We start from the raw sequence: 13,934 nt of genomic DNA, 5'->3' as shown, positions 1-13,934 counted from the left end.
GACAATTTCGCGCGCCGAAAGCCGTGAAGGGGTCCTTCACGGCAGGAGCTCAGCCGCGGCCTTCCAAGCGTGACCGGACCGCCGCCGCGTACGTGTCCACCGCTGTTGCCGCTGCCGTCAGCTCGCACGGGCCGTCGATCAGCAGGCGCTTCGCCGGGACGTAGGCCTGGTCCAGTTCCGGGTCGCCGTCCAGGCCGTGTTCGCGGGCCAGCTCGTTGTCGGCCGCCAGGCGGGCTCGCAGTTCCTCGCGGCGGGCCATCAACGCGTCGAGGACCGCGCGCTGGCGGCGGCCGTCCTCGACTGCGGGGGCGACCGCGTGCTCGTGGCTGTCGATGTGGCGCTCCACCCACTCCGCGTCGCCGTCGACCTCGGCCGAACGCAGCTGCTTGAGGGCGCCGCGGAGGCGGTGGGCGCGGGCCGGGAGCATCGCCACGCCCGTGAAGCGCGTCGCCACGCGCAGCTGGTAGGACTCGATCTCCGAGAGCTCCTCGACGGCCTGCGTCAGCACCTCGAGCCGGCCGGCGAGGTCGTCCGGGGCCGGGCGGGCCGCCGCCGTGCCCGCGCGGACCGCCGCCACGCCCGGGGACGACTCCTCGCGGAAGCCGAGCAGCAACCGCAGGCCCAGCTCGGCCGCGCGGCCGGCCAGGGGCGCGAGCACCTCGCCGACCAAGCGGTCGGGTTCGGCCGAGTCGTCGATCGCGTCGACGACCAGGGTGCGGCCGGCGACGCCGTTCGTCAGGCGGTCGGCGATGCGGTGGCGGACGGCGTCGGCGGTGCGGCCGGTCGCGTCGACGGCGAGGTCGACGCTGCCCGCCGGCGGCATCGGCCCGAACGCGGGCGGCAGGCCCGACACGCCGAGTGAGCGTTCGCGGTCGGCGAGGACGATGCCGAACCGCAGGGCCGCCGCGACGGGTGAGCCCGCCTCGCCGGTGTCGACCACCCAGACCGTGCCGGGCTCGGCTTTCGCGAACCAGTCGGCGACCTGCCGCACGAACGAGACGTCGACGGCTTCGCCCACCGGGCGCGAGAAGCTCGCGTCGACGGCCGGGCTGCCGGACGTCCAGATGCTCAGCTGCGGCAGGTGGCCGAGCATCGTCTCGACGGGGACCATCCACGTCCCGGTGTCCTTGCCGACGACGACGCCGACGACGTGGCCGGTCGCTTCGTCGAGCACCGCCGTGCCGCCGAACCCGGGGCCGAGCGGTTCGGCTTCGGCGGTGCGGAACAGGCGGACCCACTCGCCGCCGGTCGGTTCCGGGGCGCCGAGGCGGGCGTGCGTCCACCGGCCGACCGAGCCGGGCGGGAACCCGAACGCGCGCACGAGCTGGTGTTCACCGAGCGGCATGCGGTGCAGCGGCGCGCGGAACACGCGCGACTCGGGGCGTTCGAGGCGCAGCAGGGCGAGATCGCCGTGCCCGCCGCCGTCGGAGGGCACCCAGCAGCCCTCGACGACGGTCGCGGTGCCGGGCAGCGCCTCGGCCAAGCCGACGAAGTCGACGGTCAGCGCGGACTTCGGCCCGCCGGCCGTCTCGACGACGTGCGCGCTCGTCAGCACGTGGTACTCGTCCAGTACCGTGCCCGCCCCGCACACCCGGCCGAGTTCGTCGTGCAGCCGGACCCGCCAGCGTCGTCGCTCACGCTCGAACCCCATTCGGCGGACCCTACGCCGTGATCGCCGCGCCGCGGGCGCCGACCTCCCTACCCAGCGGTAATGGCTCACCCGAACGGAGTCCACCGTTCGTCGCAATGCCAACGGTTTTCGTCCGCGGGTGCGTACGGAGACCGTTCGACGGCACCCCGGAACGCGCCGGGCGATCTGCCCGAAAGAGCACGCGGCTCTGCCCGGAAACGTCAGACCCGGCCGAACACCCAGCTGCCCGGTGCGGCCGGGTCGTCGCCCGCCCAGAACTCGTACCAGTGGGCGGTGAACTCGTCGTGCGAGAGCCGTCCGTCGCCGTCGGTGTCCAGGAGGGCGAACACGTCGTCGGCGGGAGTGCCGCCCCACGCCTCGATCATCCGGTCGTACTCCGCCGCCGAGATCGTGCCGTCGCCGTTTTCGTCGACCGCTTCGAACATCGCCGACGCCGTGCCGGTGACCGCGCCGGGCATCCGCGGGAGCTCGTCCACGACGCCGAGGACCTCGTCGAGCGAGACCTTGCCGTCGCGGTCGCGGTCGGAGGCGTCGCGCAGGGTCGCCCACCAGCCCATCATGATCGCCGCGAGCTTGTCGCCGTCGGGACTGCCGCCGTCGGTGCCGCGCACGCCGAGCCATCTAGCCGTGAGCGCCCGGAAGTCGGACTCGGTCAGGTAGCCGTCTTCGTCGGCGTCCATGGCGCCGAAGACGACGGAGATCTTGCGTCGCTGGAAGTCACTGGCCATGCAGGACAGCATCGCCGCGCCGGCCGGTACCCGACGACGTCCGCCCGAGTGCACCCGCGCCACGACCCGGTGATCCGGGCCGTGGCACAGCGTGAACTCAGTGCGCGGCTTCGTTCCAGGACCGCCCGTAGCCGACCGAGACCTCCAGGGGCACCGCGAGGTCGTACGCCGAGCCCATGCCCTGGCGCACCAGCGCTTCCAGCTGCTCGCGCTCCCCTTCGGCGACCTCCAGCACGAGTTCGTCGTGCACCTGGAGCAGGATCCGGCTCTTGAGCTTCGCCTTGACGAGCTCGCGGTGGACGTTGAGCATCGCGACCTTGATGATGTCCGCCGCGCTGCCCTGGATCGGGGCGTTCAGCGCCATCCGCTCGGCCATCTCGCGGCGCTGGCGGTTGTCGCTGTTGAGGTCCGGCAGGTAGCGGCGGCGGCCGAAGACCGTTTCGGTGTAGCCGTTCTTCGCCGCGACGCCGACCACGGAGTGGAGGTAGTCGCGCACGCCGCCGAAGCGGTCGAAGTACGCCTCCATCTGGGACTTGGCGTCCTCGGTGGAAATCCGCAGCTGCTGCGAAAGCCCGTACGCCGACAGCCCGTACGCGAGGCCGTACGACATCGCCTTGACGCGGTAGCGCAGCTCCGGCGTGATCTCCTCCGGCGGCATCGAGAACGCCCGCGACGCGACGAACGTGTGCAGGTCCTCGCCGGAGTTGAACGCCTCGATCAGGCCCTCGTCCTTCGACAGGTGCGCCATGATCCGCATCTCGATCTGGCTGTAGTCCGCGGTCATCAGCTCGGAGTAGCCCTCGCCGACGACGAAGGCGTCACGGATGCGGCGGCCTTCCTCGGTGCGGACCGGGATGTTCTGCAGGTTCGGCTCGGTCGAGGACAGCCGCCCGGTGGCCGCGATCGTCTGCAGCAGCGTCGTGTGGATGCGGCCGTCGTCGGCGACGGACTTGATCAGCCCCTCGACCGTCGTGCGCAGCTTCGTCGCGTCCCGGTGCTCCAGCATGTGCTGCAGGAACGGGTGCTCGGTCTTCTCGAACAGGCCCTGCAGCGCCTCGGCGTCGGTCGTGTAGCCGGTCTTGGTGCGCTTGGTCTTCGGCATGCCCAGCTCGTCGAACAGCACGACCTGCAGCTGCTTCGGCGAGCCGAGGTTGATCTGCTTGCCGATCACCGCGTACGCCTCTTCGGCCGCCTGCGTGACGCGCGAGAGGTAGTGCGCTTCCAGCGTCGTCAGCTGCTCCAGGTCGACGGCGACGCCGGCGATCTCCAGCTCGGTGATGACCTCCAGCAGCGGCAGCTCCAGTTCGGCGAGCAGCTTCGCGCCGCCGATCTGCTCCAGTTCCTTCTCGAGCGCGCCGGCCAGCTCGAAGATCGCACGGGCTTTGACGAGCTCTTCCTGGATTTCCTTCTGCTCCAGGCCTTCCGCGCCGCCGTCGAGCAGCGACAGCTGCCCGTCGCCGGCGTCGGTCTCCGAGCGCAGCTCGCGGTGCAGGTAGCGCAGCGCGAGGTCGTCCAGCTCGAACGTGCGCTGCCCAGGACGCACCAGGTACGCGGCCAGCGCGGTGTCCATGGCGAGCCCGGCCAGCGCCCAGCCGCGGGCGCGGATCGCGTGCAGCGGAACCTTGAGGTCGTGGCCGGTCTTGCGGATCTTCGGGTCGGCGAACCAGGCGGCGAGCGCCGTGTCGTCGGCCTGGTCCATCGCCGTGACGTCGACGTACGCGCCTTCGCCGTCCGCCGCCGCGAAAGCGACCGCGCGCAGGTCGGAGCGGACGGACGCGCCCGTCGTGCGGAACGCGAGCGCCACCGGCTCGCTCCCGCCCGCGTGCGCGGCCAGCCACGCGCCCAGCGCACCGGGCGCCAGCGCGGTCCCCGAGACCTCGAAGCCCTCCTCGGCCTCCGGCTCGGCGCTCTGCAGCGTCGCGAACAACCTGTCCCGCAGCACGCGGAACTCCAGCTCGTCGAACAGCGCGTGCACGGCTTCGCGGTCCCACGGGCGCAGCTCCAGCCCGGCCGGGGCGATCTCCAGCTCGACGTCCCGGATCAGCTCGGTGAGCTGGCGGTTCAGCTGGACGGAGCTGAGGTGCGCGCGCAACGCCTCCCCCGCCTTGCCCTTGACCTCGTCGACGCGGTCGATCAGGTCGTCGAGCGAGCCGAACTGCTTGATCCACTTGGCCGCGGTCTTCTCGCCGACGCCGGGGATGTTCGGCAGGTTGTCCGAGGGGTCGCCGCGCAGCGCCGCGAAGTCGGGGTACTGCCGCGGGGTGAGCCCGTACTTCTCCTCGACGGCGTCCGGCGTGAACCGGGTCATCTCCGAGACGCCGCGCTTCGGGTACAGCACGGTCACGTGCTCGGTGACCAGCTGCAGCGCGTCGCGGTCGCCGGTGCAGATCAGGACGTCGAAGCCGTCCGCCGTCGCCTGCGTGGTGAGCGTGGCGATGATGTCGTCGGCCTCGAAGTTCTCCTTCGTCAGCGACGGGATGCCGAGCACGTCGAGGACTTCCTTGACCAGGTCCACCTGGCCGCGGAACTCGTCCGGCGTCGCGCTGCGGTTCGCCTTGTAGTCCGCGTACGTCTCCGAGCGGAACGTCTTGCGCGAGAGGTCGAACGCCACCGCGAGGTGGGTCGGCGCTTCGTCGCGCAGGAGGTTGATGAGCATCGAGGTGAAGCCGAAGACCGCGTTCGTGACCTGGCCGGTCTTGGTCTTGAAGTTCTCCGCGGGCAGCGCGAAGAAGGCGCGGTAGGCCATCGAATGGCCGTCGATCAGCAGCAGCTTCGGGCGCTCGGCGACACCGGTCGTTCCTGTGGCGTTGGCAACGGTCGTCTTCTCACTCGGGCTCACGGGGCCGAGTCTAGGCTGAGGGTCCGACACTCTTACGTGTCGCATAGGAACAGGAGCTTTGTGTGACGGACAGTGCCGCCCCCATCGACGTGGAGCGGCTGTCGGGCATCGACCCGGCGGCGGCGGACCAGCAGCTGAACGAAAAGATCGGGATGAAGCTGCTCGAAGCGACGGCCGAACGCGTCGTCGGCACGATCCCGGTCGAGGGCAACCTCCAGCCGTACGGCCTGCTGCACGGCGGCGCGAACGCGGTGCTCGCCGAGGCGCTGGGCTCGACGGTCGCGGCGCTGAACGCGGGCCCGGGCCGCGCGGCGATGGGGCTCGAGCTGTCCTGCACGCACCACCGGGCCGTCCGCGCGGGCACGGTCACCGGCGTGGCGACCCCGCTGCACGTCGGGCGCGGCACCATCACCGCGGAGATCGTGCTGACCGACGACGAGGGCCGCCGCACCTGCACCGCGCGGCTCACCTGCGTCGTCCGGGACCGCCCGCCGGGCGCCTGAGCCCCCGTGGACCTCGACGTCGCCCAGGTCCGGGCGTTCGTGGTGACGGCGGAGCAGCGCCACTTCGGCCGGGCCGCCCAGGCGCTGTTCCTCACCCAGCAGGCGCTGTCCAAGCGCATCCGCAAGCTGGAAGACGTCCTCGCGACGCCGTTGTTCGTCCGCACCAACCGGTCGGTCGAGCTGACCGCCGAGGGCGAGCGGTTCCTCCCGCACGCGCGCGAGCTGGTGCGGGTGGCCGACGCGGCGGTGGCCGCCATGGGCGCCGAGGACCGGCCGCTGCGCCTCGACCTGCTCGACTACCGCCTCTCCCCCATGTTCCTGCTGCGCCGGCTCGCCGAGCGGGAACCGGCGCTGCAGGTGGACAAGGTGGCCGGCGGCGGGTTCGCCAACGCCGTCGAGAAGCTGCTGTCCGGCGAGCTCGACGCCGCCTTCGGCCGGGTCAACGGCTTCGGGCGGCCGCTGCCGGACGAGCTGGAGCACCGGGTCGTCCGGCTCGAACCGCTGGTCGCGCTGCTCGCGCCGGAGCACCCCCTCGCCGTGCAGGACGCCCTCCCGCTGACGGACCTGCGTGCCGACGGCATCTGGCTGCCCGGCCACGGCGGCCCCGCCGAATGGCTGTCCTACGTGCACGAGCTGTGCACCCGCTTCGGCGTGCCGGTCGACGACTCCGGCGTCAGCTACGACCTGCGGCACACCCTCGAGCAGACGCGCTACGGCAAGCGGCGCGTCACGCTCGCCGGCGCGGACATGGAGCTCGCGCCCGACCTGAACCTGAAGGTGCTGCCGTTCGAGCCGTCGCCGCTGTTCCCGTGGTCGCTGGTCTGGCGGCGCGGGAAGGCGCACCCGGCGCTGAAGCGGCTGATGGCGCCGGCCGGGCGCACCAGCCGTGAAGAGGCCTGGTGCGCCTACGACCCGGCGCACGCCTGGGTGCCGGACGACGACGTCAGCCTCGCAGCTTCCGCGCGAACCACTCCGTGAAGGCGGCGTCGACGCGGGCCGCTTCCGGTGTCCCCGGCGGGAACTCGTGCGCCATCCCCTCGACCGTCACGAGGTCGGCGCCCAGCTTCTCGTGCAGGGCCGCGGCGGGCTCGCGGACGGCGATGTCGTCGCCGGCGCCGGCGACGAGCAGCAGCGGCGCGGTCAGCTCGGCGGCCCGGTTCACGTAGTCGTAGCGGGCCGCGACCGCGCGGGACCGCTCGGTCCACGAGTAGGTCACCCCGAAGCGCCGTTCGTTGGCGGCGATCATCGGCGCGAGCTGGACGACCGGGCTGGCCACCGCGGCGGCCGCGACCTCGGCGTCCCCACGCGCCAGCACCTCCAGCGCGACGAGCGCCCCGGCCGACCCGCCGAACACCCCGAGCGGCCCGCTCGCGCCCGGCAGCCGGTCGCGCAGCTCGGCCAGCGCCGCCGGGAACTCGCCCGCGGCCTGCTCGGTCACCGGCTCGAACACGTTCAGCACGGCGTCCTCGCCCGCCCGCCGGAAGACCTCGTCGTAGCCGCCTTCGGGCAGCCGCGCCCCGGTCAGCGGCAGGCCGAGGTACACCCGCCACGCCGGCAGCCCGGCCATCGGGACGGCTTCGGCCATCGCCCGCTCGCTCGCCGGCGCGTCCATCAGGTGCCAGCCCACCACCAACGCCGTCCGCTCGCCGGTGGCCGACGGCGGCACCGCCACGAACGGCACCCCGGCCGCGATTCCCTCGATCATCTCGTCCTCCTCGGTTTTCGTTGTGCCACAAGCAAACCGCGAGGAGGACGGGCGGGTCCAACAGCCTTTCCGGCGTCGACGACAACCGGTGGTTGTCACCGGGAACGCGAACCGGCCCCGCACGCCGAAGCGCGCGGGGCCGGTCGGGCTTTCCGGGACGTCAGCCGACGCCCAGGTAGGCCTCCTTGATGCTGTTGTCCGCGAGGAGCTCCTTGCCCGTGCCGGACTTGGTGATCCGGCCGGTTTCGAGCACGTACGCGCGGTGGGCGCGGGACAGCGCCTGCTGCGCGTTCTGCTCCACCAGCAGCACCGTGGTGCCCTGCTTGTTGATCTCCGTGATGATCCGGAAGATCTGCTGGATGAACTGCGGGGCGAGCCCCATCGACGGCTCGTCCAGCAGCAGCAGCTTCGGCTTCGCCATCAGCGCGCGCCCGATGGCGAGCATCTGCTGCTCGCCGCCGGACATCGTGCCGCCCATCTGCGTCTTGCGCTCCGCGAGCCGCGGGAACAGCTCGAAGACCCGTTCCAGGTCCTCGGCCAGGTCCTTGCGGTCCTTGCGGGCGTAGGCGCCCATGTCGAGGTTCTCCGAGACCGTCATGCCGGGGAAGATCCCGCGGCCTTCCGGCGCCTGCGAAATGCCGCGGACCACCCGGAGGTCGCCGCGCAGCTTGGAGATGTCCTCGCCGGCGAACGTGATCTTGCCCGACGAGATCGGCCGGATGCCCGAGATGGCCCGCATCGTCGTCGACTTGCCGGCGCCGTTGGCCCCGATCAGCGTGACGATCTCGCCTTCCTGGACCGAGATGGACAGCCCGGAGACCGCCTGGATCCGTCCGTAGTGGACGGACACGTCCGACAACTCAAGCAACGTCATCGTCAGGCACCCCCAGGTAGGCCGCGATCACCGCGGGGTTCTCGCGGATCTCGGCGGGCAGGCCTTCGGCGATCTTCTTGCCGAACTCCAGCACCACGATCCGGTCGGTCACGCCCATGACGAGCTTCATGTCGTGTTCGATGAGCAGCACGGTGTAGCCGTCGTCGCGGATGGTCCGGATCAGGCCCATCAGGTCTTCCTTCTCCGCCGGGTTGAAGCCCGCCGCGGGCTCGTCCAGGCAGAGCAGCTTCGGCTCGGTGGCCAGCGCCCGCGCGATCTCCAGGCGCCGCTGGTAGCCGTAGGGCAGGTTCTTCGCCCGGTCGGCCGCGCGGTCGGCGATGCCGACGAACTCCAGCAGGGCCATCGCCTTCTCGACGGCGGCCTTCTCCTCGCGGTGGTGCCGCGGGGAGCGGACCAGCGCGCCGAGCAGGCTGGTCTTGTGCCGCGCGTCGGTGCCGACGACGACGTTCTCCAGCGCGGTCATCTCGCTGAAGAGCCGGATGTTCTGGAACGTCCGCGCGATGCCCAGCTGGGTGATGCCGTGCCGCGACGTCTTGCCCAGCGCCTTGCCCTCCAGCCGGACCTCGCCCGAGGTCGGCCGGTAGACGCCGGTCATCGCGTTGAAGCACGTCGTCTTGCCCGCGCCGTTCGGCCCGATCAGGCCGAGGATCTCGCCGCGGCGGATGCCGAACGAGATCTGGTCGAGCGCGACGAGGCCGCCGAAGCGCATCGTCACGTCGTCGACCTCGAGCAGCGTTTCGCCGACCTCGACCTCGATGTCGCGGTCCGGCGCGACGACCTCGGCGACTTCGGCGTCGTGCTCGGCGCGCTCCTCCGCGGTCATGTGCTGCAGTTCGGCGACGAGGCCGCCCTCGGCGGCGACCTCGGGACCGCCGTTCTGGGGCTCGGTCATGACTTGCTCCCCGGGGTCGGTTCGGTCTGCAGCGCGCCGTCGCTGCTGATCTGCTCACCGCGGCCGAGCAGGCGCTGGTACGCCTGCCTGCCGTAGGCGAGCAGCCGCTGGCGTGCGCCGAGCAGGCCCTGCGGCCGGAAGATCATGAGGATGATCAGCGCCAGACCGAAGATCAGGTACTTGTATTCGGCGATCGCCTGGAAGCGCAGCGGGACGTAGGCGACGACGCAGGCGCCGAGGAGGACACCCACCTTGTTGCCCGACCCGCCGAGGATCACCGCGGCCAGGAACAGCATCGACGTGACGACGTCGAACTTCTGGTTGTTCACGAAGCCGAGCTGGCCGGCGTAGAGCGCGCCGGAGAGGCCGCCGATCGCCGCGCCGCTGATGAACGCCCAGATCTTGAACTTGAACGTCGGGACGCCCATGATCTCGGCGGCGTCCTCGTCGTCCCGGATGGCCACCCACGCGCGGCCGACGCGGCTGCGTTCCAGGTTCCCGACCAGGAACAGCACGGCGATGATCAGCGTGACGCACAGCCAGTACCACGGCGTGCCGTTCGAGTTGTTGAACAGCGCCGAGCCGTCGGCGTTCGTGCCCGGCGGGTGCCCGACCTCCTTGAACCCGGAGTTGCCGCGCAGCGGGCCGACGTTGTCCGCGAGCAGGCGGACGATCTCGCCGAAGCCGAGCGTCACGATCGCGAGGTAGTCCCCGCGCAATCGCAGTGTCGGTGTCCCGAGGATCACGCCGAACACCATCGTCACGACCATGGCGATCGGCAGCACGACGAGGAACGGCAGGTGCGAGAGCGACGAGTCGGGGCTGGTGAACAGCGCCATCACGTACGCGCCGATGGCGAAGAAGCCGACGTACCCGAGGTCCAGCAGGCCCGCCTGCCCGACGACGACGTTCAGGCCGATGGCGACCAGCGCGTAGCGGGCCACCTCGAACATCGCGATCGGGAAGTCGTACCCCGGCTGGGTGGTCAGGATCGGCGGGTTCAGCACCGGCAGGAAGTAGATCAGCACCACCAGCGGGATCAGGACGACCCACTGCTGGACGCGGCTCAGGTTGTTCCAGCGCTCGCGCAGCGAGTGCTTGCCGGCGCTCGCCACCGCCGGCTTTGTCGAGGTCGTCGTCATACCCGGGCCTTTCCGAGCGACTCACCGAGAATGCCGGTGGGCCGGATCATCAGGACCAGCACCAGCAGGACGAACGCGACGATGTCGCGCCACCCGCCGCCGAAGAGCGACTGGCCGTAGTTCTCCGCGACGCCGAGCAGCAGGCCGCCCAGCAGCGCGCCGCGCAGGTTGCCGATACCGCCGAGCACCGCCGCGGTGAACGCCTTGATGCCGAGCAGGAAGCCGCCCTGGTACCAGGCGCCCTGCGGGATCTTCATCATGTAGAACAGCGCCGCCGCACCGGCGAGCAGACCGCCGATGAGGAAGGTCAGCATGATGACGCGTTCCTTGTTGACGCCCATCAGCGTCGCGGTGTCCGGGTCCTGCGCCACGGCGCGGATGCCGCGCCCGAACTTCGTCTTGTTGACGAAGTAGTTGGCGCCCAGCATCAGCAGGATCGACGCGACGACCGTGATGATCGTGACGTTGGTGACGCTGCCGCCGAAGAGCGTGAAGACTTCCTGGTTGCGCATGAGGCGGATGCCCAGCTCGGGGTTGCCGCCGCGCCAGATGAAGATGAGCTGCTGCAGCACGAAGGACGCGCCGATCGCGGTGATCAGGAAGACCAGCTTCGGTGCCCCGCGTTTTCTCAGCGGCCGGTAGGCGACCCGTTCGAGGACCACCGCCGTGCCGCCGGAGATCGCCATCGACGCCAGCAACGCGAGCAGCAGGAAGCCGATCAGCTCGATCACGGTGAGCGTGGGCGTGTTACCGGGGCGGAACCCGAGGCCGTAGAAGGTGAACCACGTCGCGTAGACGCCGTAGATGAACACCTCGGAGTGGGCGAAGTTGATGAGCTTCAGGACGCCGTAAACGAGCGTGTAGCCCAGCGCCACGAGAGCGTAGATGCTGCCGTACGCGAGCCCGTCGAACGTGTTGTTCCAGAACTGGTCGAGGAACGCGTCCACGTTGAACGTGATCCAGCTGTCGCTCTGCGCCAGAACGACCGAGCTCAAGTGATGAGTCAATGACACACTAGTTCTCCATGTGGGACCGGGGTGCCCACCCGGCGGGATCAAGCCGCCGGGCGAGCACCCCGGGAATCAGAACGGAAGCGTTGCGCTACTTGATCTCGGTGTTGCGGACGATCTTCCCGCCCTCGACCTTGTAGGTCCACACGGTCGTGCTGGACAGCTCGCCCTTGTCGTCCCACTTGAAGTGCTTCGTGATGCCCTGGCCGTCGTAGCTCTTGACGAAGTCCAGCAGGCCGGCGCGGTCCTTCTTGCCCGCGTCGATGCCCTTGAGGAGGATCGTCGCGAGGTCGTAGGCCTCGGGCGAGTAGGTGCCCGGGTCCTTGCCGACCGCGGCCTTGTAGGCGTCGGTGAACTTGGTGAACTGGTCAGCCGGGACGCACGGGCAGGTGAAGTACGCCTTCGAGGCCGCCTCGCCGGCGCCCTTGACGAACTCGTCGTCCTTCACGCCGTCCGGGCCGACGAACTTGGCCTCGACGCCCGCGTCGTTGAGCTGCTGCGCGAAGGGCGCGGCTTCCTGGTAGTACCCGGAGTAGAACACCGCGTCCGGCTTCTCGCTCTTGATCTTGTTGACCACGGCCGAGAAGTCCGTCTGCTTCGTCTTGACGCTGTCCTGGCAGGTGCCCTTGTCGCCGAGCGCCTGAATGGTCGAAGCCGCCAGGCCGGTGCCGTAGTCGGAGTCGTCCTTGATGACGCAGACCTTGGCGGCCTTGAGCTCACCGGTCATGAACTTCGCGGCGGCCGGGCCCTGGGTGTTGTCGTTGCCCAGACCGCGGAAGAAGGTCTTCCAGCCGTTCTGGCTCAGGGTCGGGTTCGTCGCCGACGGGGTGACCGTGACCAGGCCCGCGCCGTTGAAGATGTTGCCCGCGGCCTTGGACTCGCCGGAGAACGGCAGGCCGACGACGCCGATGATGGCCGGCGTGTTGACGATCTGCGTCACGATGCCGGGCGCCTTGTCGGGCGTGCCCTCGGTGTCGAACTGCTCCAGCTTGACCTGGCAGCCCGGGTTGGCCTTGTTGTGCTGGTCGACGGCGAGCTTCGCGCCGTTCAGGATGTTGACGCCCAGCGCGGCGTTGGCGCCGTTGATGGTGCCCGCGTACGCGATGGAGGTCGGGGAACACTGGGCCTTGCCGTCACCGGCCGGGTCGGCCGCGTCGGCGGCGGCGGACGGAGCCGCAGCCTGGGACTGCGAGCTCGCGCTGCTGTCGCCCGAACCGCTGTCGGTGCGCGCCGAACACGCGCTGAGCGAAATGGCCCCGGCAGCGGCCAGCACGATGAACCGCGCAAGTCGTGCTTTCTGCACTCGTTCCTCCAAATGCCACCTGACCGCCCGGTAGGACGGCTGTCCCCATGTGGGACCTGACTGGCCGCTGAAAGTAGCCGCCCCGGGAGCCGTTGCACAGAGTCACACGAGCTCTTGTAGCCACATCGTGACGGTCGTCACGAGTATTAACGTATGATTTACACCCGCTCGTCGTAATCCGACCAGCGGGTGGTTACTCTCGGTGCTCAACAGCCCGCGGAGTGCCCCTTGACGCCCGGTTCAAGGTGTGCAGAGTCTACGAGCCGCGAGTCGATCACCGCGCCCGGCCACGCCGGGAAGGTTCGCAAAGGTACCAACAGCGCCCTTTCGGGCACCCGGAGCGTCACGAAAAAGGGTGCGCCCGGTTTCCCGGACGCACCCTTTTGCCGTTGGTTCAGCTGCCGATGCTTTCCACGACGGCCTCGGCCACGGCCTTCATGGTGGTCCGCCGGTCCATGGCGGTGCGCTGGATCCACCGGAAGGCATCGGGCTCGGTGAGCCCCTGCCGGCTCATGAGCAGCCCCTTCGCCCGGTCGATGACCTTGCGCGTCTCGAGCCGATCGGTGAGCCCGGCGACCTCGGCCTCGAGCGCCTGCAGCTCGGAGAACCGGCTGACGGCGAGTTCGATGGCGGGCACCAGATCCCGCTTCGCGAACGGCTTCACCAGGTAAGCCATGGTCCCGGCGTCCCTCGCGCGTTCGACGAGGTCACGCTGGCTGAAAGCGGTGAGGATGACAACGGGCGCGATCCGATCCCCGGTGATCTTCGCGGCGGCTTCGATCCCGTCCAGCTTGGGCATCTTGACGTCGAGGATCACGAGATCGGGCTTGAGGTCGGTGGCCAGCGCGATGGCCTGCTCCCCATCGCCGGCTTCGCCGACGACTTCATAGCCCTCTTCGCGCAGCATTTCGACGAGGTCCAGCCGGATGAGCGCCTCGTCCTCCGCGACGAGCACCCGTCGCTGCGGCACGGTGGCGGCACCGTTGGCCTCGGTAGCCTGATCGGTCACCGGGGTCCTCCTGAAGACTCGGCGGGACGGTCGGTTTTCGCGGCTTCCCGCGAACCTGAAGCCTACCGGGAACGATCCAGATCCAGAGATGGCGTTCACCACGAAGTGGCGGGCGCGACACTCCCGCCCCCGAAGGTCACCGCAAGGCGGTGATCCCGTAGGGTTGTCGCGTCGCGCCCCCGTAGCCCAACTGGCAGAGGCAACGGATTCAAAACCCGTCCAGTGTGAGTTCGAATCTCACCGGGGGCACTGGATTT

The 13,934-nt window shown here is 70.1% G+C and carries 12 protein-coding genes and 1 tRNA gene; 3 read left to right on the top strand and 10 right to left on the bottom strand.

Going from position 1 to position 13,934, the window contains the following annotated elements; translation table 11 throughout:
• Positions 1-49: 49 nt before the first annotated feature.
• The 3 genes from SD460_RS32705 to polA form a co-directional block, all read right to left on the bottom strand.
• The gene (locus SD460_RS32705) at positions 50-1,651 is read right to left on the bottom strand and encodes a trypsin-like peptidase domain-containing protein (RefSeq protein ID WP_318307189.1); all 1,602 of its coding nucleotides are present in this window, start codon (positions 1,649-1,651) and stop codon (positions 50-52) included.
• Between the two features lie 200 nt (positions 1,652-1,851).
• Complete coding sequence (locus SD460_RS32700; RefSeq protein WP_290058264.1) at positions 1,852-2,379, bottom strand: EF-hand domain-containing protein; 528 nt, start codon at positions 2,377-2,379, stop codon at positions 1,852-1,854.
• Positions 2,380-2,476: 97 nt separating this feature from the next.
• Positions 2,477-5,218, bottom strand: coding sequence for a DNA polymerase I (polA, locus tag SD460_RS32695; protein WP_290058265.1), 2,742 nt, complete (start codon positions 5,216-5,218; stop codon positions 2,477-2,479).
• Between the two features lie 62 nt (positions 5,219-5,280).
• Between polA and SD460_RS32690 the strand changes: the two genes are divergently transcribed.
• The gene (locus tag SD460_RS32690; protein WP_290058266.1) at positions 5,281-5,721 is read left to right on the top strand and encodes a PaaI family thioesterase; all 441 of its coding nucleotides are present in this window, start codon (positions 5,281-5,283) and stop codon (positions 5,719-5,721) included.
• A 6-nt stretch (positions 5,722-5,727) separates the two neighbouring features.
• Positions 5,728-6,699: a LysR family transcriptional regulator gene (locus SD460_RS32685; protein WP_290058267.1), complete on the top strand. Its 972-nt coding sequence runs from the start codon at positions 5,728-5,730 to the stop codon at positions 6,697-6,699.
• Here the strand turns inward: SD460_RS32685 and SD460_RS32680 are convergent.
• From SD460_RS32680 to SD460_RS32650, 7 genes are all read right to left on the bottom strand, one after another.
• On the bottom strand, positions 6,665-7,426 hold the full coding sequence (locus SD460_RS32680) for an alpha/beta hydrolase family protein (protein WP_318307188.1): 762 nt from the start codon (positions 7,424-7,426) through the stop codon (positions 6,665-6,667). The genes SD460_RS32685 and SD460_RS32680 overlap by 35 nt on opposite strands.
• 160 nt (positions 7,427-7,586) lie before the next feature.
• Positions 7,587-8,300 (bottom strand): ABC transporter ATP-binding protein, encoded by a 714-nt coding sequence (locus SD460_RS32675; protein WP_290058269.1) that lies wholly within the window; start codon positions 8,298-8,300, stop codon positions 7,587-7,589.
• Positions 8,287-9,213, bottom strand: coding sequence for an ABC transporter ATP-binding protein (locus SD460_RS32670; RefSeq protein WP_290058270.1), 927 nt, complete (start codon positions 9,211-9,213; stop codon positions 8,287-8,289). Before SD460_RS32670 ends, SD460_RS32675 begins: the two co-directional genes overlap by 14 nt.
• Positions 9,210-10,355, bottom strand: a complete 1,146-nt coding sequence (locus SD460_RS32665) for a branched-chain amino acid ABC transporter permease (RefSeq protein WP_290058271.1) — start codon at positions 10,353-10,355, stop codon at positions 9,210-9,212. Before SD460_RS32665 ends, SD460_RS32670 begins: the two co-directional genes overlap by 4 nt.
• The gene (locus SD460_RS32660) at positions 10,352-11,350 is read right to left on the bottom strand and encodes a branched-chain amino acid ABC transporter permease (protein WP_290058272.1); all 999 of its coding nucleotides are present in this window, start codon (positions 11,348-11,350) and stop codon (positions 10,352-10,354) included. Before SD460_RS32660 ends, SD460_RS32665 begins: the two co-directional genes overlap by 4 nt.
• Positions 11,351-11,456: 106 nt before the next feature.
• Complete coding sequence (locus SD460_RS32655) at positions 11,457-12,638, bottom strand: branched-chain amino acid ABC transporter substrate-binding protein (protein ID WP_290058282.1); 1,182 nt, start codon at positions 12,636-12,638, stop codon at positions 11,457-11,459.
• Positions 12,639-13,062: 424 nt separating this feature from the next.
• Complete coding sequence (locus SD460_RS32650; protein ID WP_247021332.1) at positions 13,063-13,677, bottom strand: ANTAR domain-containing response regulator; 615 nt, start codon at positions 13,675-13,677, stop codon at positions 13,063-13,065.
• 175 nt (positions 13,678-13,852) lie between these two features.
• Here SD460_RS32650 and SD460_RS32645 point away from each other — a divergent pair.
• Positions 13,853-13,926 (top strand) — tRNA-Leu (locus SD460_RS32645).
• Positions 13,927-13,934: the final 8 nt, after the last annotated feature.

This window comes from Amycolatopsis solani (assembly GCF_033441515.1).
Taxonomy (GTDB): Bacteria; Actinomycetota; Actinomycetes; order Mycobacteriales; family Pseudonocardiaceae; genus Amycolatopsis; species Amycolatopsis solani.
This window is presented reverse-complemented; position numbering and strand designations above follow the sequence as displayed.

Coding starts and splice junctions, on each gene's coding strand:
- SD460_RS32705 (WP_318307189.1), bottom strand. CDS start 1,651: ATGGGGTTCGAGCGTGAGCGACGACGCTGGCGGGTCCGGCTGCACGAC.
- SD460_RS32700 (WP_290058264.1), bottom strand. CDS start 2,379: ATGGCCAGTGACTTCCAGCGACGCAAGATCTCCGTCGTCTTCGGCGCC.
- SD460_RS32680 (WP_318307188.1), bottom strand. CDS start 7,426: ATGATCGAGGGAATCGCGGCCGGGGTGCCGTTCGTGGCGGTGCCGCCG.
- SD460_RS32675 (WP_290058269.1), bottom strand. CDS start 8,300: ATGACGTTGCTTGAGTTGTCGGACGTGTCCGTCCACTACGGACGGATC.
- SD460_RS32670 (WP_290058270.1), bottom strand. CDS start 9,213: ATGACCGAGCCCCAGAACGGCGGTCCCGAGGTCGCCGCCGAGGGCGGC.
- SD460_RS32665 (WP_290058271.1), bottom strand. CDS start 10,355: ATGACGACGACCTCGACAAAGCCGGCGGTGGCGAGCGCCGGCAAGCAC.